Annotated in this window: 20 protein-coding genes and 1 tRNA gene; 6 read left to right on the top strand and 15 right to left on the bottom strand. The window is 66.6% G+C overall.

Annotated features, from left to right (window positions below; translation table 11 throughout):
- Positions 1-14: 14 nt before the first annotated feature.
- On the top strand, positions 15-791 hold the full coding sequence (locus tag NKH51_RS08960) for a TVP38/TMEM64 family protein (RefSeq protein ID WP_254765037.1): 777 nt from the start codon (positions 15-17) through the stop codon (positions 789-791).
- A gap of 61 nt (positions 792-852) precedes the next feature.
- On the opposite strand, the gene NKH51_RS08955 is transcribed toward NKH51_RS08960, so the two are convergent.
- From NKH51_RS08955 to NKH51_RS08945, 3 genes are all read right to left on the bottom strand, one after another.
- Complete coding sequence (locus tag NKH51_RS08955; RefSeq protein ID WP_254765036.1) at positions 853-1,377, bottom strand: response regulator; 525 nt, start codon at positions 1,375-1,377, stop codon at positions 853-855.
- A gap of 79 nt (positions 1,378-1,456) precedes the next feature.
- Positions 1,457-1,633: an HVO_2523 family zinc finger protein gene (locus NKH51_RS08950; protein WP_254765035.1), complete on the bottom strand. Its 177-nt coding sequence runs from the start codon at positions 1,631-1,633 to the stop codon at positions 1,457-1,459.
- 112 nt (positions 1,634-1,745) lie between these two features.
- Positions 1,746-4,862, bottom strand: a complete 3,117-nt coding sequence (locus tag NKH51_RS08945; RefSeq protein ID WP_254765034.1) for an adenosylcobalamin-dependent ribonucleoside-diphosphate reductase — start codon at positions 4,860-4,862, stop codon at positions 1,746-1,748.
- Positions 4,863-5,299: 437 nt separating this feature from the next.
- On the opposite strand from NKH51_RS08945, the gene NKH51_RS08940 reads away from it, so the two are divergent.
- Positions 5,300-5,485 carry a hypothetical protein gene (locus NKH51_RS08940; RefSeq protein ID WP_254765133.1) on the top strand — a complete coding sequence of 62 codons (186 nt, stop codon included), beginning with the start codon at positions 5,300-5,302 and terminating at the stop codon, positions 5,483-5,485.
- Positions 5,486-5,534: 49 nt separating this feature from the next.
- Here NKH51_RS08940 and trpG read toward each other — a convergent pair whose 3' ends face one another.
- Genes trpG through trpD form a run of 4 tightly spaced genes read right to left on the bottom strand, consistent with a single transcriptional unit; the run spans position 5,535 to position 9,557 of the window.
- Positions 5,535-6,191, bottom strand: a complete 657-nt coding sequence (gene trpG / locus NKH51_RS08935; protein WP_254765033.1) for an anthranilate synthase component II — start codon at positions 6,189-6,191, stop codon at positions 5,535-5,537.
- The gene (gene trpE, locus NKH51_RS08930; protein WP_254765032.1) at positions 6,188-7,876 is read right to left on the bottom strand and encodes an anthranilate synthase component I; all 1,689 of its coding nucleotides are present in this window, start codon (positions 7,874-7,876) and stop codon (positions 6,188-6,190) included. Before trpE ends, trpG begins: the two co-directional genes overlap by 4 nt.
- 5 nt (positions 7,877-7,881) lie before the next feature.
- A complete protein-coding gene (locus tag NKH51_RS08925; protein ID WP_254765031.1) occupies positions 7,882-8,538 on the bottom strand; it encodes a phosphoribosylanthranilate isomerase in 657 nt (218 codons plus the stop codon).
- Entirely contained in the window at positions 8,535-9,557 is a 1,023-nt protein-coding gene (trpD, locus tag NKH51_RS08920) for an anthranilate phosphoribosyltransferase (protein WP_254765030.1), read from the bottom strand. The genes NKH51_RS08925 and trpD overlap by 4 nt, the downstream gene beginning before the upstream one ends.
- Positions 9,558-9,747: 190 nt before the next feature.
- On the opposite strand from trpD, the gene NKH51_RS08915 reads away from it, so the two are divergent.
- Positions 9,748-9,822, top strand: a tRNA-Val gene (locus NKH51_RS08915).
- A gap of 655 nt (positions 9,823-10,477) precedes the next feature.
- Positions 10,478-11,386, top strand: a complete 909-nt coding sequence (locus NKH51_RS08910) for an AEC family transporter (protein ID WP_254765132.1) — start codon at positions 10,478-10,480, stop codon at positions 11,384-11,386.
- A gap of 57 nt (positions 11,387-11,443) precedes the next feature.
- Here the strand turns inward: NKH51_RS08910 and NKH51_RS08905 are convergent, their stop codons facing one another.
- From NKH51_RS08905 to NKH51_RS08890, 4 genes are all read right to left on the bottom strand, one after another.
- On the bottom strand, positions 11,444-12,151 hold the full coding sequence (locus NKH51_RS08905) for a hypothetical protein (RefSeq protein WP_254765029.1): 708 nt from the start codon (positions 12,149-12,151) through the stop codon (positions 11,444-11,446).
- Positions 12,152-12,255: 104 nt separating this feature from the next.
- Positions 12,256-13,038, bottom strand: coding sequence for a YihY/virulence factor BrkB family protein (locus tag NKH51_RS08900; RefSeq protein WP_254765028.1), 783 nt, complete (start codon positions 13,036-13,038; stop codon positions 12,256-12,258).
- 177 nt (positions 13,039-13,215) lie between these two features.
- Positions 13,216-13,965 (bottom strand): CAP domain-containing protein, encoded by a 750-nt coding sequence (locus tag NKH51_RS08895; protein WP_254765027.1) that lies wholly within the window; start codon positions 13,963-13,965, stop codon positions 13,216-13,218.
- Between the two features lie 81 nt (positions 13,966-14,046).
- Positions 14,047-14,367, bottom strand: coding sequence for a lycopene cyclase domain-containing protein (locus NKH51_RS08890; RefSeq protein ID WP_254765026.1), 321 nt, complete (start codon positions 14,365-14,367; stop codon positions 14,047-14,049).
- A gap of 107 nt (positions 14,368-14,474) precedes the next feature.
- Here NKH51_RS08890 and NKH51_RS08885 point away from each other — a divergent pair, with 107 nt between their 5' ends.
- Positions 14,475-15,632: a CBS domain-containing protein gene (locus tag NKH51_RS08885; protein WP_254765024.1), complete on the top strand. Its 1,158-nt coding sequence runs from the start codon at positions 14,475-14,477 to the stop codon at positions 15,630-15,632.
- Between the two features lie 63 nt (positions 15,633-15,695).
- Here the strand turns inward: NKH51_RS08885 and radB are convergent, their stop codons facing one another.
- The gene (gene radB, locus NKH51_RS08880; RefSeq protein ID WP_254765022.1) at positions 15,696-16,436 is read right to left on the bottom strand and encodes a DNA repair and recombination protein RadB; all 741 of its coding nucleotides are present in this window, start codon (positions 16,434-16,436) and stop codon (positions 15,696-15,698) included.
- Positions 16,437-16,614: 178 nt separating this feature from the next.
- On the opposite strand from radB, the gene NKH51_RS08875 reads away from it, so the two are divergent.
- Complete coding sequence (locus NKH51_RS08875; protein ID WP_254765020.1) at positions 16,615-17,352, top strand: RuvC family protein; 738 nt, start codon at positions 16,615-16,617, stop codon at positions 17,350-17,352.
- Between the two features lie 19 nt (positions 17,353-17,371).
- Here NKH51_RS08875 and glmS read toward each other — a convergent pair whose 3' ends face one another.
- The 3 genes from glmS to NKH51_RS08860 all read right to left on the bottom strand — a co-directional run bounded on the left by glmS (position 17,372) and on the right by NKH51_RS08860 (position 21,540).
- Positions 17,372-19,168, bottom strand: a complete 1,797-nt coding sequence (glmS, locus tag NKH51_RS08870) for a glutamine--fructose-6-phosphate transaminase (isomerizing) (RefSeq protein WP_254765018.1) — start codon at positions 19,166-19,168, stop codon at positions 17,372-17,374.
- Positions 19,168-20,352, bottom strand: coding sequence for a sugar phosphate nucleotidyltransferase (locus NKH51_RS08865; protein ID WP_254765016.1), 1,185 nt, complete (start codon positions 20,350-20,352; stop codon positions 19,168-19,170). The genes glmS and NKH51_RS08865 overlap by 1 nt, the downstream gene beginning before the upstream one ends.
- Before the next feature lie 114 nt (positions 20,353-20,466).
- Positions 20,467-21,540, bottom strand: a complete 1,074-nt coding sequence (locus NKH51_RS08860) for a DUF1616 domain-containing protein (RefSeq protein WP_254765014.1) — start codon at positions 21,538-21,540, stop codon at positions 20,467-20,469.
- Positions 21,541-21,981: the final 441 nt, after the last annotated feature.

Genomic DNA, 21,981 nt, shown 5'->3' with positions numbered 1-21,981 from the left:
GACAGTTCCGACCGATGACACTGCCGGCGGTCCGAACGCGCGCGCTCGCGGGAGCGATCCCAGTAGTCGGGATGGTCGCCGCGGGGCTGCTCGTCTCGCCATCGACGCTGTTCGGAACCGTCGACTCGCTGGCGGCGGAGCCGGCCCTGTTCGGACTCGTCGTCGCGGGACTCTACCTCGTGCGGCCGCTGCTGGCCTGGCCCACGACGCCGCTGGCGGCGATCGTCGGCTACGGCTTCGGCGTCGCGGCCGGCGTCCCGATCGCGCTCGCCGGCGTCGTCGTGACCGTCCTGCCGGTCTTCTTCGTGGCCCGCTGGCTCGTCGCGGACGACGCCGCGGTCGCTCGAGCGACCGAGACCGACTGCGCCGCATCGACGGCGTCGCCGACCGAGGGTGCGGACGGCGACGGACTCCTCGAGCGCGCCGGCGAGACCGTGACGCACTACTACGACGCGACGGGGCCGCTGCGGGGCGTCACCGCCTCCCGGCTGGCTCCGATCCCGTCGGACGTGGCGACGTGTGCCGCCGCGGTCAGCGACGTCGAACCCCGCCATCTGGTCATCGGCACAGCCATCGGGGAACTGCCGTGGACGACCGCCGCGGTCGTCGTCGGCGCGTCGGCGGCGACGCTCACCTCGAGCGGGTTCGGCGAGTTCGGAATCGCGCTCTCGGCAGCCTGTGCTGTCGCTGCCGGACTCCTGCTGGCCGGGCCGGCGTACCGCGCGGTTCGAACCCGGCGTCGAACGCGACCGGAACGGACGGACGAGACGAGCCGCTCGACCGACACCTAAAATCGAAGACACGGTCCGAGAGGTTCAGCGGCGCCCGAGATACGGGCTCTCGCTCGGCGGCTCACTCGCCGTCGAGGTCCTCGACCAGCGAACCGCTCAGCTCCTTCAGATCCGACTCGAGGTCCTGATAGGCCTCGGTATCGGCTAACTCTTCGACGGAGTGTTCGTCCTCGAGGGTCTCCATCTTGTTCGAGAGCGATCGAAGTTCTCGCCGACCGTCGTCACCGTAGCGCGACTGCACACGGAGGTTCTCGATGATTCGCGTCAGCTGCGTCCGCGTCACGGGTTTCGTGACGTAGTCGTCGATGTCGAGTTCGACGATGTCGAGTCCGGGGTCGACCGCGGTCACCATGATCACCCAGCAGTCGTGGCCCGCCGCTCGAATCTCCTCGAGAACACGGTCGCCGGTGATGTCGGGCATGTGTCTGTCGAGCAACACGACATCTATCGCGTCGCTCACCTGTCCGAGCGCGGCTCGTCCGTCGTAGGCAGTGATCACCTCGTAATCTTCGCCGACCCACATCGCGTAGAGGTCGGCGAGTTCCCGCTCGTCGTCGACGACGAGGATCGTCGGTTGTGCAGACATAGAGATCGTTGACAGCAACCACCGACCGTCGTCTTGTAGGGGTTCCGGCCGACTCACGACTCGAGTCGGACGCTGAATCCTACCGGAAGGGATCACTGCAGTCGATGATGACTCCGTGCTGGGGACAGACGTACTTGCAGTGGCGTTTGAACATCGCCGCGTCGCAGTGTGGACAGCGCGGACTCCCCGCTGCTCGGTCGCTCGAGCCGTCCGCGTCGGCATCACCAGCGGAGCCCTCCCCGCCGTCGGCGCTCATACGACAGCGTTCACGGCGGTCGATGCTAAGTGTGGTGTTTCCGGCGGTCCGGTACGAGTCCGGCGAGAAAAACGACAGCAAAACAATACCGTGAAACGACCTCAGTCAGCGCTCAACACTCACTCCAGCCGCAGGACTCGCAGGTCTTGCAGCCTTCGGAGAAGTACAGCGACATCGACCCGCAGTCGGGACACTCGGGCGACTCGCCGGCGTCGATGAGGTCCTGGGTCGTATCGTCGGCGTCCGCGGGTCCGCTCTCGGCGGCGGCCGCGCCGCCATCGGTCTTGGGGCCGTCGTAGTCGGCGATCTCAGCGTCGGCAGATTCCTCTAAGGTCTGCTGTTTCGGGTACGGTTTGTCGATTTCGCCCTCCAAGTAGCGGCGCATCGCGGTGCCGATGGCGTCCGGGATGGACTGGATCTGCTCGCCCTTGTCCCAGGCGACCTTCGGCGAGCGAGTGCCACAGAGCTCGTCGACGATCTCCTCGGGGTCGACGCCCGAGCGCAGCGAGGTCGAGATGACCTTCGCCAGCGCCTCGGTAAAGGAGTTCGTGAAGCCGCCGGAGTGACCGATGTTGGCGAACAGCTCGAACGGCTGGCCGGTCTCGGGGTCCTCGTTGATCGTCACGTAGATCTTTCCGTAACCGGTGTCGATGCGCTGGCTGACGCCCTGTAAGGCATCCGGTCGCTCACGCTTCTCGGTGAAGTCGATCTGTGCGGGCTCGGCCTCGCCGAGCAGCGCGCCGACGTCTTCCTCGAGCACGTCCTGGACCTCCTGGCTCTCGAGGAACTGCTCTAAGCCGCCGAAGATTTCGTCGATCTGCTCGACCAGCGCCTCGGCCGCTTCGGTCTCGTCGGCGAAGTCAGCGTTGTCGGCGCGCGTGGTCAGCACCTGCTTGCTGCGGGTGCCGTCTCGGTAGTAGGTGACGCCCTTGCCGCCGTTCTCGTAGACCCACTCGAAGACCTCCTTGGCGTCCTCGAGCGTGGACTCGTTGGGCGCGTTGACCGTCTTCGAGATGGCGGAGTCGACGCCGTGCTGGCAGGCACACTGGACCGCCGCGTGCTGTTTCGCCGAGAGGTCGCTCGTGATGACGAACAGTTCGCCGATCGCGTCGGGCACTGTCGAGAGCCCTTCGACGCCGTCGAACTGGTTGGTCGCCATCTGCTCTTGGGCTTCCTCCTTGACCGCGTCCACGTCGATGTCGTTGGCCTCCAGCGTTCGGAGGAAGTAGTCGTCGAACTCGACCAACATCTCGTCGCCTTGCACGTCGTCGGTGACGTTCTTGTAGTAGGCGACGTTGTAAATCGGTTCGCAGCCGCCGGTGGTGTTGCCGACCATCGAGGTCGTCCCGGTCGGTGCGATAGTCGTGACGTTGTGGTTGCGGATCGGGAAGCCCTCGGCCCAGTCGTCGGCGTCCTCGCCGGTCTGCTTCTCGAACCACTCGCGGTACTCGGTCGGGGTCGCATACTTCGAGTCGTCCCAGTCGTTGAACGAACCCCGCTCGGTCGCGAGTTCGTGACTGGTCGCCTTCGCGCCGTGGTTGATGTGGGTCATCAGCTGGCGGGCGACCTCGTTACCCTCCTCGCTGCCGTACTTGATGCCGAGCTGGACGTACAGCTGCGCCAGCCCCATGACGCCGAGGCCGATCTTGCGCATGTCCCGGACCTTCTGCTCGATCTCCGGGACGGGGAAGTCCGACATCGTGACGACGTTCTCCAAAAAGCGCGTGCCGTACTCGATGCGCTCGTCGAACTCCTCGAAGTCGATGGCCTCCTCGAGGAAGGCCGCGACGGCCGCCTCCTGGGAGTCGTACTCGTCGCCGTGTTCGTCGGCCCAGACGCGCCAGTCGGGCGCATCGAGGTCCGCCAGCGTCGAGAGGTTGATGTGCCCGAGGTTGCAGGCCTCGTGTTCTTCCAGCGGCTGCTCGCCACAGGGGTTCGTCGCCAGAATCCGGTGGTCCTCCTGCTCTTCGATGTCGAAGGAGTGCTGTTTGTTGACTCGCTCGAGGTAGATGACGCCCGGCTCCCCGTTCTCGTGGGCACCGGAGACGATGCGTTCCCAGACGAGTTCCGCGGGGATCGAGAGGGGGTCGCCGACTTCGACGTGCTCGCCGAGGTCGTAGCGGCTGTACATCTCCTTGGTCTCCTCGGTGGCGATGTGGGGCTCCTCCGTGCGCGGGTTGGTGAAGGTGTACTCCTCGCCGTTCTGGACGGCCTCCATGAAGCCGTCGGTGACGCCGACGGAGATATTGAAATTCGAGAGGTGGCCCTCGACCGCGTTGCGCAGGTGCTTGGGCACGCGACCGTCGTCGTCGATCAGGTCGCGGGCCTCCTCGAGGGCCTCGCTGAAGCTCGTGTACGTGTAGTCGTCGGGGTCGTTGAGACGGAGACAGTGGGCCAGCGAGACGTCTTTGTTCTTGGCGTGGATGAACTCGATGACGTCGGGGTGGGAGACGCGCATGATGCCCATCTGGGCGCCGCGGCGGGTGCCGCCCTGAGCGATGGTCTCACAGAGCTGGTCGTAGGTCCGCATGAAGGTGATCGGCCCCGACGCGATGCCGCCGGTCGAGCCGACCGCGTCGCCGTAGGGGCGCAGCTGCCAGAAGCCGTAGCCGACGCCGCCGCCCGACTGGAAGACCTCCGCCGCCTTCTTGGCAGTTTCGTGGATGTCCGAGAGGTCGTCGTCGGGGGACATGACGAAACAGGCCGAGAGCTGCTGGAGTTCGTCGCCGGCGTTCATCAGGGTCGGCGAGTTCGGCATGAACGAGAGCGACTCCATGCCGTCGGTGAAGGTCTCGGCGACGTCTTCGACGTGTTCGCGTACCTCGTCGGGGAGCTCGGGAACGAGCGTCTCGTAGGCGAGCTTGTTGACGTTGCGCTCGGTGAGCACCGTTTCGGCGTCGTCTTCGACCGTGGTCCCGTCACCGAAGACTTCCTCGGCGAGCTCGTCCCGTCGTGGGTGGTCGGGCTTGAGCTGATCGGGCGTGACGGTGATCTCTACGTCGCGCTTCTCGGCTTCGTAAACGGCTTCGGCCAGCGCGATGTTCTTGCCGACGCGGTCGAAGAGGTCCTCCTGTTCCTCGATCAGATCGCCGTCGGCGTTCCGGCGGAGATATCGGGCCGGGAGAATGTTCTGGTAGGCGTTGTCGGTCAGTCGCTTCTCTAGGGTCTCCCCCTCGGTGCGTTTGATCGGAAGCGTGAGATCCGCCGCGGAGAGTTCTGCGTCGCTCATGCGCGGGCCACCTCGTCGCAATACCGCTGCAGCATGGTGATTCTGGCGTCAATCCGAGTCCTTGCTCTCATCATTCGTGACGAAGGTTCGGTATTCATGCATCCATCATAAAACGTGGTGTTGTTGTCCTACTTTTCTTGTAGTAGCACAAATTCAATTTCAAAGATGTCTCTGTGACCTTTCGTTTCTCGTTTCCCCCGGCCGACGAGACGGCCGCCTGTGTGGTCATTGAGTCCTACGTCGCCGACTCCCTTAACGATTTTCAGACCGGACTGAAAGTGGCCGGGAGAGACGGGATCGCGTCGCTTGCCGGCGGTTTTCTCTTTCACTACTTTGCGCTCTCGCCGGTTCCGACGGACGGCCGCCGTGTCAGTCACCACGGGTTGAAAATCACGATATCCAGAAAGATTACGTCCGTGCAGTGCGGGAGGGGACATATGATCGATGCAATACTGTCGGCCCCGCCGATCCTCCTGGTGTTGGCCGCCCTCGCCGTCTTCGCGGTCGCCGTCATCGCGATCCGAATCGCGATCAAACTGGCCGTCCGGGTGGGTATCGTCGCGGCAGTCGTCCTCGCGGCCCTCTACGCGGTCGGCAAACTCGAGCTGATTCCCGGTATCTGAGGCCAGGACTGACACCGGATACGCTCGGTTTTCGAACCAGAGAGAGCGCTCACTCGAGCGTCGCGAGGAAGTTCTCGATCACGTCGTGGCCCACCGCCGTGAGCACGCTCTCGGGGTGGAACTGCACGCACTCGAGGGGGTACTCCCGGTGGCGGACGCCCATGACGAGCGTTTCCTCGCCGTGTTCTGCGGTTGCAGTGACGTCGAGACAGTCCGGCACCTCTGTCGTGACGAGCGAGTGATACCGTCCCGCGCGAAAGCCCTGCTCGAGGCCCGCGAAGACGCCCTCGCCGTCGTGGTCGACCGACGAGGCCTTGCCGTGGATCGGCTCGGGTGCCCGGCCGACGCTCCCGCCGTACTCGTAGACGGCGGCCTCGAGGCCGAGACAGACCCCGAGCGTCGGCACGTCGGGTGTGACCTCCCGGAGGACGTCCATCGTGACGCCGACGTCGCGGTCGTTCTTCGGGTGGCCCGGCCCCGGACTGATGACGATCGCGTCGGGGTCGACCGCTCGAATATCCGCGAGCGAGGCGGTGTTCTTCAGGACCTCGGTTTCGGTCCCGGGGAGCTGGCTGACGTACTCGACGAGGTTGTACGTAAAGGAGTCGTAGTTGTCGACGAACAGGACGGTGACCGGTTCGGCGTCGCTGTCGCCGCTACCGACCTCGTCGGCGGGCTCCTCGCCGACAGCCGCGCGCTCGCTCATCGACCCACCTCCGGGGTCGCTTCGGTTTCCTGATCGGGAGCCGCGTCGTCGGGGAGTTCGATCGCCTCGAGCGCCGCCAAGACGCCGCCCATCTTCTGCTCGGTCTCCTCGTACTCGGCGGTGGGATCGCTGTCGGCGACCAGCCCCGCGCCGGCCTGGACGGTGATCCGGTCCCGATCACCTTCGTCTTCCACGGTCGCCGTTCGAATGACGATCGCGAAGTCCGCGTCGCCGGTCCACGAGTAGTAGCCGACGCCACCGCCGTAGAGGCCGCGCGCTTCGGACTCGAGGTCGTCGATGATCTCCATCGCACGGATCTTCGGCGCGCCCGAGAGGGTCCCGGCGGGGAACGACGCGCGGGTAGCGTCGAAGGCGTCCGCGTCAGCGGCCAGCCGGCCGGTCACGGTCGACTCGATGTGCTGGACGTGGCTGTACTTGAGGACGTTCATGAACTCGTCGACGCGGACCGAGCCCGGCTCCGAGACGCGGCGCACGTCGTTGCGCGCGAGGTCGACGAGCATCGTGTGCTCGGCGCGTTCCTTCCCGTCGGCCAGCATCTCGCCCGCGAGCCGGCGGTCCTCGACGGGGCTCGAGCCCCGGTCGCAGGTGCCGGCGATCGGATTGGACATGACCTCGCGCCCGCGGACGGAGATCAGGGTCTCGGGGCTCGCGCCGACGACGGTCAACTCGTCGTGGTCGAGCAGGTACATGTACGGCGACGGGTTCACGTCCCGCATCGCCGCGTAGAACCCGAGGGGATCGATATCGCCGTAGAGCTCCCGCGTTCGGGAGATGACGCCCTGATAGATGTCGCCATCGAGGACGTGCTCTTTGGCCCGACGGACGCTCTCCTCGTACTCGGTTTTCGGTCCGGCAATTTCCTCATCGCGGACGAATCCGCCCGTCTCGGGCGGCTCGGCCTCGCGTAGCGTCGCGGCGACGCGGGCGGCCTCCGCCCGGAGCGCGTCGTACACCGCGCCGGGATCGTCGTCGGCCTCGAGAACCGGCGTAAAGAGCAGCGAGACGGTGCCGTCGCGCTCGTCGAACGCCAGCGTCTTCGTCGTCAGGAGGAACTGCGCGTCGGGGAACCGCGAGTCGGGTCGCTCGAGGCCGACCTCCTCGAGCCAGAGGTCGTAGACCGCGTCGTACGCGAGGAAGCCGACCAGTCCGCCCTCGAGGTGCTGGCGGTCGTGATCCGGCACGTTCTCGAGGCGCACGTCGGGCATCGCGTCCCGCAGCGCGTCGACGGTGTCGCCGTCGTCGCCAGCCGGGCCCGCGCCCATTTCCGCCAGCGGCGCGTGGTCCGAAAGCGCCTCGACGGTGGCCTCCCCCGACTCGACGGTCACGACGGCCTCGGGGTCGTAGCCCACGTACGAGTAGCGCGCGTGACGCTCTGCGTCCGCGGTGCTCGGCCGGAAGGCCCCGTCCGGATCGCTCGAGGCGGTCTTCTCCGCGCTCTCGAGCAGGAACGCGTACGGCGATCGCTCGCGGTCGCTCGCCTCGGACCGCCCGGTGAGCGCGGCGTAGGCGGCCAGGGGGGTCGTCTCGGTCTCGAGCGTGGCGACGGTGCGAACGACGGCCGGCCGGTCCGCGCGGTCCGCACTCGAGCCCGCGTACTCGCGGAACGTCTCGCGGTCGATGTCGAACGCCGGCGGCTCGGAGCCGGCGGGGTCGGAGTCGTTCATACCCGTCACGGCTCCGCCTCCGCCGGGCGGCGAGCGCGCTTGGCTCGCTCGACGAACGATCGGACCGCGTCGACGTCCTTGACGCCGCCGCTGTCCTCGACGCCGCTGGCCACGTCGACGGCGAACGGGCCGACGGTTTCCACCGCGTCGGCGACGTTCTCGGGCGTGAGCCCGCCCGCGAGGATCAGCGGCGACTCGAGGTCCGTGGCGGCCAGTCGGGTCTGATCCCAGTCGTGGGTTCGACCGGTTCCACCGCCGCCGTCCTCGCCGGCCGTGTCGACGATCAGCCCGTCGACCACGTCGTCGTAGGTCTCGGCCGTCGTCGCGTCGTCGGCGTCGACCGCGAGCAGGAGTTCGACATCGAGTTTCGCGCGCAGGTAGGCGAGGTCGCCCGGTCGAATGCCGCCGTGGATCTGGACGGCGTCGGGCTCGATCGTTTCGACCAGTTCGATCGCGGCTTCGGGGTCGTCAACCATCGTCACCAGCACGCTGGTCACGAACGGTGGCGTAGCGGCCGCCAGCGCTGTGGCTTGCTCGAGGGAGACCTCCCGCGGCGTGTCGACCGGCACGTCGCAGATGATCCCCACTGCATCCGCGCCGGCGTCGACGGCGGCCGCGAGGTCGGCCTCGCTGGTCAGCCCGCAGATCTTGACGCGGGTCATCGTCCCTCGGCCGTCGGCTCCGCGGTCGCGCCGCGGAGTTGCTCGAGTTTTCGTACCGCCGCGCCGGAGTCGATGGCCTCGCGTGCGGCGTCCGCGCCCGCCTCAAGCGAGTCCGCCTCGCCGGCGACGTAGATCGCCGCGCCGGCGTTCGCGAGGATGACGTCGCGTTTCGCGCCGGTCACGTCGCCCGCGACGATGCCGCGCATGTCGGCCGCGTTCTCCGCGGGCGCGCCACCGGAAATATCCTCGATGTCATGCTCCGAGAGGCCGAGGTCGGCCGGCTCGAGCGTGTACTCCTCGACCGAATCGCCGTCGACCTCGGCGGCGACGGTGTCGCCGTGAATCGCGATCTCGTCGGTGCCCGCGCCGTGGACGACCAGCGCGCGGTCGACGTCCATCCGGGAGAGCGCGTCCGCGAGCACGGGAACCAGATCGGGATCGTAGACGCCGACGACCTGCGCGTCCGCGCCGGCGGGGTTCGTCAGCGGGCCGAGCACGTTGAAGATCGTCCGCATACCGAGTTCCTTGCGCGGCCCGATGACGGCCTTCATCGCCGGATGGAACACAGGCGCGAGCATGAACCCGATGCCGTCGGCTTCGATGGCCTCCTCGACGGCCGGCGGCTCGGCCTCGACGTTGACGCCGACCTCCTCGAGCACGTCCGCGCTGCCCGACGACGAGGAGACCGAGTAGTTGCCGTGTTTGGCGACCGGAACGCCGGCGCCGGCCGTGACGATCGCGCTCGTCGTCGAGACGTTGATCGTGTCGTAGTCGTCGCCGCCGGTGCCGCAGGTGTCGACCAGCGGCTCTCGGTCTGGCGAAATCGTTCGCGCCGCCGCGCGCATTCCTTCGGCGAAGCCGGCGATCTCGGCTTCGGTCTCGCCTTTCGCCCGTAGCGCCGCCAGCAGCGCGCCGATCTGTGCCTCCGTCGCGTCCTCGAACACGGCCGTCGAGGCCGCTCGAGCGTCTTCCTGCGTGAGATCCTGCCCCTCCGTGACTCGTTCGACGTATTCCTTCATTGTGGTCACCAATGTACGTTGTTGTCTTGTAATGCTCAAATCCGTACATCGACTTAAACGTATCGACCGCCCGCGTGGGGGCGACTCGCGTACGGCGGTCGATTCGAAACCTTCAATTGTGGTGGCGGGCAACGAACGAGTGCAGACAGCGTGACGCCGCGTGTCAGGCTGTGTGAACGCAAAACCAGGCGGGTTGGTGGTCTAGTCTGGTTATGACACCTCCTTGACATGGAGGAGGCCGGCAGTTCAAATCTGCCCCAACCCATTTTTGCTGACGCAACGACGAGGAGCGCAGCGACGAGTCTACGTCAGCAAAAATGGTCGGCAGTTTGAATTAGACGAGACGCGCACAGCGGAGCGAGCACGTCTCGGCGTAGTTCAAATCTGCCCCAACCCATTTCTGACGATACAACGACGACGAGCGGAGTCGTTCGAACCGGCAAAGCCTTTCGTGATGACGAAAGATGCGTCGTGTCTTTCGAACCACGACGAACTCTATCGGTCGAAATCAGTCGGCAGTTTGACCCGGACGAGTCCCAGCGCCCGAACGAAGCGAGGGCGGCCGTCCCGGCGTGGTTCGTATCTGCTCCGAGCCACCTTTTCCGCGACGATCAGCTACGAGCGCTCGCTCGATCGCCACGCTCTCTCGAGTGCTGACCACTACTCGGGACGGACCAGCCACCCGAGCGCGAGGAGTACCGCGACGGACACGACGAGAACGAGCAGGGTTTCCGACAGCCATTGGAGCGACCGAGGGTCGACGTTGCCGATCGCGACGAATGTTGGTCGTTGCTGTTAGCGTTCCGAGACGTGAGCCGATGCCGTCGACCGGTTCGTCGCGCGCTCGAGCGACGGCCGTCGTTCTCAGATCGCAGACCGGAACCGAACGGTACAAGCCGTCGAATCGACTCGAGCGTGACATGGATGTCGTCGGTCGGCTGCTGGCACTGCTCGCCGTGCTGTTGGTCGGCGCGGGCCTGCGGACGACCGGAATCCTCGACGGACGGCGGACCGAACTGCTGAACGCCGTCGCCTACTACGTCGCGCTGCCCGCGCTGATCTTCGTCTCGACGTACGACCGGTCGATCGACGAACTCCTCTCGCCCGCGTTGCTCGGCGGGCTCGTTTTCGTGGTGGTCGCGATCGCGGGGCTCGCGTGGCTGGTCCACCGGAATCGCGACTCGAGCGCGCGCCGGAGCGTCGCGATCGTGCAGTCGTACCACTCGAATCTCGGCTATCTCGGCCTGCCGCTGGTCGACGCGACGTTCGACGCGTCGGTGACGGCGATCGCGAGCGTCGTGCTTGGGGTCGTGACGCTGACCCAGTTACCGGCGACGATCCTCGTGCTCTCGACGCTCAACGGGACCGACGCCTCGGTCGCGGCCGAACTCCGCGGGCTGGCGACCAACCCCGTTCTGGGGACGCTGGTCGCCGGCCTCGTCGTCGGCTCGGTCGGCCTCGCCGTCCCCTCGCCGGTCGCGACCGGCCTCGAAGGCGTCGGCTCGCTGGCGTTGCCCGTCGCGTTGCTCTGTGTCGGGGCCTCCCTGCAGGTCGATCTGCCGTCGATCGACGTGGGTGCAACGGCCGCCGTCGTCGCGCTCAAAGTCGGTCTGATGCCGGCGCTGGCGTGGCTCGTCTTCTCCGCGCTTCCCGTCGGCTCCGCGGCGTTTACCGCCGCCGTGGTGATGCTCGGGACGCCCACTGCGGTCTCGACGTTCGTCTTCGCGAGCGAACTCGGCGGCGACCGGGAGTTCGCGTCGCTGAACGTCTTCGTCACGACGCTGTCCTCCGTCGTGACGCTGTTTGTCCTGATTACGCTCGTGGGCTAAGCGGGACGCGACCGCGCGACACTCGAGTCCGATCGCCCCGAAAACGACCCGGTGATCCTACCGCGAGAAGAACCGTTTGAGGCGCCCGAACAGTCCGGCCCCGTCGTCTTCGCCCCCATCGCCCCCGTCACTGCTCGCACCGCCGTCGATCGAGCCCGCGAGCGGGCCGGCGTCGTCGGGCCAGTCGTCTCCCGTGGTGCTGGTCCCCGAGGCCGTCTCGAGGTCGTCCAGCGAGAGGTCGACCTCGTCGATCTCGGGGGTCGACTCGCGTCCCTCGCCGGCCTCGGCCGCGCGAACGTCCGCGCCGGTGACGGTGCCGTCCTCGACGCGGGCGGCCAACTCCTCGAGCGAGGCGTCGGTGGCGTCGGCGGAGAGCGACGATGCAGCCGCGTCGACCGACGGCGAGTCGGCCGAGTCCGGTTCGTTCTCGGCCCTCTCGTCGGTCGCTTCGGGGTGGTCGGGTGTGTCGGCGTCGGCATCGGCTGTGGGCCCGTCGGCGTCGGCAACGTCGTCCTCGTCGAACTCGGTCACGACGGCGTCGCCCGCGTCGCTCGGTTCGGCGGCTTCGGCGGTGACGCCGTCGGACTCAGCCGGCTCCGGTTCCGTCGCGTCGAGCGAGTCGAGGATGTCGTCGACGCTCTGCTCGGAGACGACGCGCTGGGGGCCGCCGCCGGGCTCGAGGCTGTCGCTCGCCCCTGTCGTCTCGGCGTCGTCGTCCGCGCCGGTTTCGCCGGTCGCGCGAGAGGGTGCTTGCTCGTCGCTCATGGTGGTGGTCTGTCGCTGCCGGAGACATAATCTTTCCCCTGTACGACCGGTTCAGGAAGTAGCGTCGCGGTTCGCGCGCGCCGTTGTCGGGGACTGAAACGGCGCTACTCCGCGATCAGCGGATGTGCGCGGACGACGTTGAGGACGGCGCCGACGAGGATGATGATCCCGGCGAAGTAGAGCCAGGTGACGAAGAGGAGCACGGCACCGACGGCGCCGTAGGCCTGATACTGCGCGGCGTTCGACGCGTAGAGTTGAAACCCGAACTGGAGGACCGTCCAGCCGACGGCGGCGAAAATCGCGCCGGGGAGGATCTCGCTTACTTTGACTGGGATCGGCGGCAAGACGTAGTATATCGGGAGGAAGACGAGGACGAGCCCGACCAGTAACGCGAGCCAGCCTAGGGCACCGACGAACGGGAGGGTATCGGCCACGATCGTGAGCACGGCGCCGATGACGATCATCAACGCGAGCGCCCCCGCGCCGGCGGCGATCACGGTGAGGCCGTCGGTGAGCTGGCCGACGAGCGACTCCTCGGCAACCTCGTCGTAGACCTTGTCGAACGCCAGGCTCAGCCCCCGAAAGACCTTGAGCGCACCCCAGGCCGCGACCGCGATCGCGACGACGGTCGCCTCGGCGCGGCCGGATTCCGTCGTCAACGCCTGCGTGACCAACTCTTCGCCCGCTGTCGGAAGGTAGTCGCCGGCGGCCGTAACTAACCGCTGGGCTACCTGCTCGCCGCCCACCAGCGAGCCGACGACGATCGCGAGCAGGATGAGCGGAATCAACGAGACGAACGCGTAGTAGGCGAAGGCGGCCGCGAGAAAGGTCAGATCCCGATCGCTCGCCGTCCGATAGATCGCCATAGCCGTCCCGGAAACGTCCATAGGGGTCGTACGGCCTTCGGGACCAAGAACCTGTAAGTCGTTCGCAGTTACTGCATCCGATTCCGTCTCGTCGTTTCTATCGCGCCTGTCACTCGTCGCGCCTGTCACGGCTCGAGCGAGAGCGAGATGGAACGCAGCGCCGAGCGGGCCGCGAAGGTGCCGCGGCCGACCCCCGATTCACCACGTCTGACAGAAGTTCTGGCCCGCGTAGACCGCGCCGTCTTCGGTGATGTAGACGCCGACGCCGGCCCGATCCCACTGGGGCGTCTCCCCTCGCTCGAGGATCGCCCGCCGGTGTGGCGTGGAGTTCATCCACTGGTTGACGAGTCCGGTCGCGAGGCCCTCGGCAGTCCGGTGTCGGACGGTGCCGTCGCCGCCGGGTTGCCTGACGGGCCGGCCGATCCACGTCTTGGCGATGTTCTCGCCGTACCCCCGGCAGTAGCTGTCGACGTCGCTGAACCGATCGTAGGGCCCCTCACCGTCGGGGTTCGTGTGGGCGAAGTAATCCCGCCGGGCCATGTCGGAGCTGTGAGCGCGCGCGACGGACGCGACCGTCCCGTCCCACTGGAGGGGTTCGAGGCCGTGTTCGGCCCGTCGCTCGTTGACCTCGGCGTGGACGAAGTCTTCGACGGTCGCGGACCGGATCACTTCCACGTCGGTCTCGTAGCTCGAGTTCCCGGGGTCGTCCGGATCGGACACGGCGGGATCGCGATCGCCGGCCGGCGGCGGCTCTGCGCTGGGCGACGGCGGCTCCTCGAGGCCGAGGCCGGTGCCGTCGAGCAACTGCGGCGCGAACAACGCGGCACCGAGCGCGAGCGAGCAGACGAGGGCGACGGCGGCGAGGAAGTTGACCAGTCCCCGAAGCAGTGCACGGTCGTCACTCTCGTCCGTGTCCGTACTCACCGTTCCCGGCCGCCGACGATCCATTCAGTCGTCTCTTGGGCTGGCGGTACAAGACGGTCGCGGCCGCTCACAGTCAGTGAGACGATGATGTGGGCGAAGTGATAGTTAGGCCGTCGTTTCCGCCCCGTTGGCGTCGCCGAAGATCGTCTCGTGGATCCCGATGACGAGGCCGGGAACGACCGCCATAAAGAGATGTTCCTCGAGCGGGATGCCGGCGACGTCGATCCCCGTTCGGAGCTTGATGTCGAAAACGCCGACGGCGAGGGTATAGCGGTCCCAGACGTAGGCGATCGGATACAGTGCCAGGATGGTGACGGCCGCCTTCCGGCAGGCGTTCGCTCGCCGAAGGAGCACGGCGGCGACGGCTCCCCAGAGGAGCTCCGTGACGAGGTAGGTGTATCGACCGAAGACGCTGATGTCGTACATTACGGATGGGCTTCAACGGCCCGTACAAAAACCCCGCGGCTGAAGCCACCCGGACAAAACGGGGCAGTACGTTAAATACCTCGGCGACAGTACGTCTCGGTAGAAGGATGAATATCGCTGATATCGCCACCACGGAGTTTATCGAAGTCGACGTCGGGACGCGAATGGGGAAGGTCCGGTCTCTGTTCGAAGACGGCAATCCGAAAGGGTTCATCGTCACAAATGACGGGGAGTACGAGGGCGTCATCAGCGAACGGGAGGTGCTCCAGTCTCACGTCGAGGACGACGCCAAGGTTGCGGCACTCACCAAACCCAGCCGGAACGCGCCGGCACCCAAGGTCGACCGCCAGGAAGACGTTCGGGAGACCGCCCGTGTGCTCGTCGAGAGCAACGCCAAGGTCGCGCCGGTGTTCGAAAACGGCGAGCTCTGGGGCGTCATCACCGACGACGCCATCCTCGAGGCGGTCCTCGAGAACCTCGACGCGCTCACCGTCGAGGACATCTACACGGCAGATCCGGTCACGCTCGACGAGGACGACGGGATCGGCAAGGCGATCAATCTCCTGCGGGAACACGGCATCTCGCGGCTGCCGGTCATGAACGAGAACGGCTACCTCTCCGGCGTCGTGACGACCCACGACATCGCCGACTTCGTCATCCGGAAGAGCAACTCGACGACGACCGGCGACCGGGTCGGCGACAGCCAGCGGATGCTCGACGTACCGGTCTACGACATCATGAACAGCCCCGTCGAGACGATCACCCTCGAGGCGACCGCGAAGGAGGCCGTCGAGGCGATGCTCGAGCAGGACTTCGCGGGGCTGATGGTCACGCCGGACGACGACGATCGGATCGTCATCGGCGTCATCACGAAGACGGACGTCCTGCGCGCGCTGACGTTCACCGAAGAGGAGCACATGGACGTCCAGATCACGAACATCTCGATGCTCGACACCATCAGCCGGGAGTCGATCGTTCAGGGCGTCGAGGAGGTCGCGGACAAGTACGCCGACATGCAGGTGATGCACGCCCACGTTCGCTTCCACGAACACAACGAGAAGCTCCGTGGCACCCCGCTGGTTCAGTGTCAGATCCGCCTGCGCACCAATCAGGGCCAGGTCGCCGGCACCGGCGAGGGCTACGGCGCCGAGAACTCGTTCCGCGTCGCGCTGGACAAACTCGAGCGCAACGTCTTGGAACTCAAAGGCGTCACCAGCGACGAGGAGTACCGCGGCCAGCTCCTGCGGAAACTGAACGAGATCTAAAGATCTAACGCGGACGGCAACCCCGTCGCCGTCGATTGGTCCCTGTTTTTCGACCGCTTCGCGTCACGGGCGGGCCGCCCCGTCGCCGCCCTCGAGTCCCGCGTCCGTGATCTGGAACTGCGCCGACTCGCCGGCGGGCTTCGAGCGGTGTTTCTCGAGAGTCGCGCGCCGGTTGCCGCCCCGGAAGCGCTCGAGGCGGACGATCACGCCGGTCCAGTGCTCCAAGGTGTTCCCGCCGAGCCCCTTCGTACGGTCGGAGTCGGGATCGGCGAACACCTGATTCGTCAGGACGACGGCCAGATCGTGTTTGCGAGCCAGCGAGAGCAGGTGGGTCACCTGTCGAGTGACGCTGCGTAACGCCTCGCCCTCGTCGCCATCGCCGGTGCGCTCGAGGCGGTAGAATCCGGTCGCGCTGTCCAAGACGATCAGGTCCGCGCGCTCGGCGAACTCCTCGGCGTCGCGGACGGCTTCGGCCTGTTCCTCGAAGTCCAGCGCGTCCTCGATGACGATTCGCGAGGCGACGGCCTCGACGTCGTCGACCGACTCGTCGCCGCCGTCTCGCGCGGGCTCGTCGTCGACGGCGGCCTCGAGCAGCTGCTGGAAGCGGTCGACCGAGACCCCTTCGGTGTCGATGTAGACGACGGTGCCGCCGTCGACGGCCGTCTCCACGGCCGCCGACAGCGCGAGGTTCGTCTTCCCGGCGGCCGGCGGACCGTACAACTGCGTGACGGTGCCGCGTTCGAACCCCCCACCGAGCAACTCGTCGACCGGGCCACAGCCGGTTGGAATCGCCTCGTCGATCACGGTTCGAGTTGGCAGGGTACGCGCAAAAAGCCCCCGGAACGGGTCGATGATGGGCGGCGAGCCCGGATCGGGCCGAACTCGGGGTTCGTCCGGCCCCCCGAGCGAGTGCCGGTCCGACTACCGCGCCGGACGCGGGCAGGTCGCGCACGTTTATTGGCTGCGGGAGCGAAGCGCCGCTGTGATCGTCGTCGCGACGGCAGACTTCGAGGTGTACCACGGCGCCGTCAACGAGCTTCGCGACCGCGGGACGACGTTTACGACCGTCGAGCCCGACGAGGAGCTGCCGGAGCGAACGACGGTGGTCGTCACCGGAGCCGATCACGCCGACGACTTCGCCGACGTGCCGACGATCGTCGCCGACCCCGACGACCCCCGGCGCGCGGTCGATCAGGCCCTGGCCGCGGTCCGCGGCGACGGCGGCCGGACGATCATCGGCGTCGATCCCGGCCGCAAACCCGGCATCGCCGTCTGCACCGGCGAGACGATCGTCGCCGCCTTTCAGGTGCCGCTTGGCGACGCCGTCGACGTGATCCAGCGCGAGGCCGCCGAGGCCCCCTCTCCGATCGTCCGGATCGGCGACGGCTCGCGCCTCGAGAGCGCGAAACTCGTCACCGACCTCGAGGATGTCGAGGTCGAACTCGTCGACGAGACGGGGACGACGCCCTATCTCGGCACGGGCGCGCGAGGGATGGGCGACGTACTGGCTGCAGTCAACATCGCGCGACTCAAGGGAGAGGTCGTCGACGCACGCGAGATCGAGCCGACGGACGGCGAGATCCAGGTCATCAAAGACCGCTCGCGTGAGCAGAGTGAGCACAATCGAGCGATCGACGAGGTCCTCGCGCGGCGGGTCGCCGCCGGCGAGTTGACGATCGACGAGGCGCTCGACGAGCATCGGGACGGCTCCGACGACTGAGCTCGACGTCCGTAGTCGGTCATTCGACCGTGACACTCTTCGCGAGGTTTCGCGGCTTGTCGATCGACCGACCGAGTCGGTGGGCGGTCCAGTACGACAGCAGTTGGAGCTGTACGTTCGCCAGAATCGGCATGAAACGCGGCTTCGTCTGGGGAACTCGCAGGATATCGTCGACATCGCTTTGGACCTCGCCCGCCGAATCCGTCACCGCGATCACGGGCGCGCCGCGGGCTTCGACCTCCTTTACGTTCCCGAGCATCTTCTCCGACTTCGATTCCCCGCTGACGACCGCGACCACTGGCGTCCGCTCGTTCACGAGCGCCAGCGGGCCGTGTTTCAGTTCGCCGGCTGGGAACCCCTCCGCGTGCTTGTACGTGATCTCTTTCATCTTCAGCGCGCCCTCGAGTGCGACCGGCGCGCCGTAGCCGCGGCCGATGAAGAAGTAGGCATCTGCGTCCGCGTACGTGTCGGCGCTCTCCCTCGCGCGGGAATCGTCGAGGATCGACTGTATCTGGTCCGGCAACGCCCGAAGGGCCTCCACTGATCCTCGCGATGAAGCGTCCGTGAGGGCGTCCGAGAGCATCGCGAGCGCGACCTGCTGGGAGGCGAACGTCTTCGTCGCGGCGACGCTGATCTCCGGCCCGGCGCGGATGTACATGACGTGATCGGCCTCCCGGGAGGCCGAACTCCCGACCACGTTCGTCACCGAGAGCGTCTCCGCACCGGCTCGGTTCGCTCCCCGAAGCGCGCTCAGCGTATCGGCCGTCTCGCCGCTCTGGGTGACGCCGACGACGAGCGCCTCGTTGTCGAGCGGTACCGCGTCGGCGTCGTACTCGCTCGCATGGAACGCCATCGCCGGGACGCCGCGGTCGCGAAAGAGCCGCGCGGCGTACAGGGACGCGTGGTACGAGGTCCCGCAGGCGACGAAGTGGACGGCCGACGGCCGGCCGACGCCGCCGAGTTCGTCGATCGAGACGGTCCCATCTAAGTCGGACAGTCGGCCGCGGATACAGTCGCGAATCGCCCGCGGCTGTTCGTTGATCTCCTTTTGCATGTAGTGGCCGTAGCCGCTCTTGCCGGCGTCTTCCGGCTCCCACGCGATCGTCTCGACGGACGTTTCGACGATCGAGCCGCGTTCGTCGGTCACTTCGACGCCTGACGGGCAGATCGTCGCGAACTGTCCGTCCTGCAGGTAGATGACTCGATCGGTGTGCTCGAGAAACGCGGGGACGTCACTGGCGATGTGATAACCGTCCTCACCGACGCCGACGACCAGCGGCGATTGGTGGCGGGCGGCGTAGACGCCCTCGAGACCGGAGAACACCGCGACGACGGCGTAGCTCCCTTCTAGCTGGCCGATCGCGCGCCGGAACGCCGTCTCGGCGTCGGCTCCCTGCTCGAGTGCGATCTCGATCAGGTGCGGGATGACCTCGGTATCGGTGGCGCTGTCGAACTCGTGACCCGCCGCCTCGAGCTCCGCTCGGAGCGCCCGATAGTTTTCGATGATCCCGTTGTGGGCGACCGCGACGGTTCCGTGACAGTCGGTGTGGGGGTGGGCGTTCGCGTCGGTCGGTGGCCCGTGCGTACTCCAGCGCGTGTGCCCGATCCCGGCGTCTCCGTCGAGCGAGTCGCGTGGAACCGCGGACTCGAGTTCCGACAGTTCTCCCTCCCGCTTGAACACCGAGACCGACGAGTCCGCGATGGCCACGCCCGCCGAATCGTAGCCCCGGTACTCGAGTCCGGACAGCCCATCGAGTATCACGTCGATGACGCCCTGATTGGTCTCCGCCGGCGTGTATCCGATGATCCCACACATTACGCCTGCACCTCCGTTCCCTCGGCGATCGTTCCGCGAACGGTCGCCCCGACGTGGACGGTGGTGTTCGATCCGACGACCGTCCCTGGTGCGTACGTGACTCCGCCCCGGTCACGGACCCGATCCGCCAGCAGCGCACCGAGCGGTTCGTCCTCGAAGACGCGATCGCCGACGCGAACGTCGCTCGGTCCGCCGGGGACGACGGAGCCGACTCCGAGGGTCACGCCGGTCCCGGTCACGCACTCGAGCGCGGTCGCACCGGTCCCGATTCGCGTGTCGGCGTCGACGACGCTCCGTTCGACGACCGCGTTCGCCCCGACGGTCACGTTCTCGCCGAGGCACGCGTACGGTCCGACCACCGCGCCCGGTTCGATTACACAGTCCCGATCGATCACGACCGGCTCTCGGATCGCTGCGGACTCGTGGACGGTCGACGTCCCGTGACCGTCCGCCGAGCGAGTTCCGTCGACGATTCCCGTATCGAACAGTTCGAACGAAACGTCGAGCAGGTCCCACGGATACGTCGCGTCGACCCAGACGCCGTCGGAGACGACTCCCCGGACTTCGGCCCCCGAATCGACGAGATCCGAGAGCCCGTCTACCAAGAGGTGCTCCCCGTCTCTCGGCTCGGCCGCGCGTACGGCGTCGAACGCTTCTGGCTCGAGCACGTAGACGCCGGCGTTGAGGTAGTAGTCCCGTCCATCGCCCGGATGCTCGACGATGCTCGTTACGGTTCCGTCGTCGACGGTGACGCCGCCGTATTCACCGATATCGCCGCGCTGGAGCAACGCGATGGTCCCAGCGGCGTCGGAGTCGTGTCCGTCGATCGTCTCCCGAACGATACGACTGTCCACGATCTGGTCGCCGTTGACCGCGAGACAGGTGCCGTCGACGGCCGATTCAGCCGTCAGCAGCGCGTCACCGGTCCCGAGTTGTTTCTCCTGCGTGACGTACGTGAGCGGAACGTTCCGGTACGTCGGCCCGAAGTGCGATTGGACGCGATTGCGTCTGTATCCGACAACGACGACGATCTCCGAGACGTCGGCGTCGATGAGTTGATCGAAGACGTGCTCGAGGATCGGTCTCGTCGCCACGGGGAGCATCGGCTTCGGCCGGTTTCTGGTGAGCGGACGCAACCGGTTTCCTTCGCCGGCGGCGAGGACGATCGCGGCGTATTCGGACATATAGCCCGTTCTCGTCGAAATCGTCCCTATAATCCCCTGACGGTAACGTCACTGAAATAACCAATATATAAACGACGTACGCGCTGTCATTACTGTGACCGGAGAAATAGTTTTTTACGCAGCAACGGATTCCACTGTTTCGTTGCCGCTCGTCTCGTTTCCGAACGTGAGTGAGACGTACCGATACGCACCGGCCGTGGACGGCTCCGCAGGCGCACCGTTTCGATAGAGTAACCAGGCAACGCGGGCGTCCTCGCCCCGCAGCGTCGGATCGACCTCGGAGTCGAAGCGCACTGTTTCGCCGGCAGCAACGGTTGCGTTGAATCGGTCTAGCTCCCGTTGCCTCCGAACGACGGTATCGTTTCCGTCCGAATCGACGGTTTGTTCGACTGCGACGACCGTATAGTTCATCCCTCGTCCCTCCTGGTTGTCGATACCGACGGTGACCGCGGCGGTCTGATTTTGCTCGAGATCGGACAGGTAGCTGTCGGACTCGATATCCTCACCGTCCGAGAGGAGATAGATCGTCGAGAACTCGTCGTCTTCCGGCAGGACGGTGGCAGCGTAGCCGACGCTGACAAGTGCGAGCACGACAGTCGCGACCAGCGCGACGTTCAGTATCGACTCGCCGCGCGTGTCGGAGCCAAACAGCGCGGACCGAACCTCGATCAGCCGCTGCCGATACGGAACGCGAAACCGCCTGGCAGGGGGGACGACCGCGCGGCGTCGTATCGCGACGGCCGTCGTGAACGCGGTGGCCACCGAGAGCGCGACGAGGATCGGTCCCGGGCGGAGTTCCCACCCCGCGAGGCTCACCGCGGCTCCGGTCAGCGGAACGACGACGACGCTGAACGCGACCGAGAACGCCGCGCGGTCGACCCCGTCGACGGTTCCCCACCACGCGCGTGACCGCGAGGTCGATCCGTCGTCGGGGGCGCCGTCGTGTTCGGTCTCCGCCTCGCGGTCGACCGATCGGTTCCGCTCCGGAAACAGCGCGGCGACGACGGCGTACCCCGGAACGAAGAGGACGAACGCGAGCACGACCGGAACGCGGAGTATCGGGTGTCGAACGACCGGTGCGAACGTGACGACGTTGACTAGACCGATCGCCGCGAGTACCGCGGCGAGGTCCGCCGGCGGTCGTCGAGCGAGCCGCGGTACCTCCCGGATCGAGCGGAGCCGTTCCATCCTTCTGAGCGTTCCACGGCCGGCGGATAAAAATCGAATTGACGATACGCCACACAGTCACGACGAAACGAATCGTTTGCGATCCGCCCGCCACGGTCTGCTCCGGCCGGCGATGGCGTCTCTTCAGTTCCTGGGTTCGATTCGATATCGGTGAGACCGCTTCCGTTCGACAACCCGTTTAATGGCTGAAATCGGAGGAGAAATTCCGTATTGGTCGCCGTCAGCTTCAAAAGGTGGCCGATGGTAGCCGCGCCCATGCGATTCACACGTCGGGTGGTACCGTGTCGGACCGTCCGCTCTCGTCTCGCTCCGACACACCTCCAAGGTCGCGTTCGCGATTCCCGCCCGATCGCCGAGAGCGCGAGCGTTCGTTCGCCACCGAGACCGGTCTCCTGGGGTCGGGGCCCGTCCAATCGCTATCGCTCGCGTGCCTCGGAGAAA

The organism is Natrinema marinum, from assembly GCF_024296685.1.
Taxonomy (GTDB): Archaea; Halobacteriota; Halobacteria; order Halobacteriales; family Natrialbaceae; genus Natrinema; species Natrinema marinum.
This window is presented reverse-complemented; position numbering and strand designations above follow the sequence as displayed.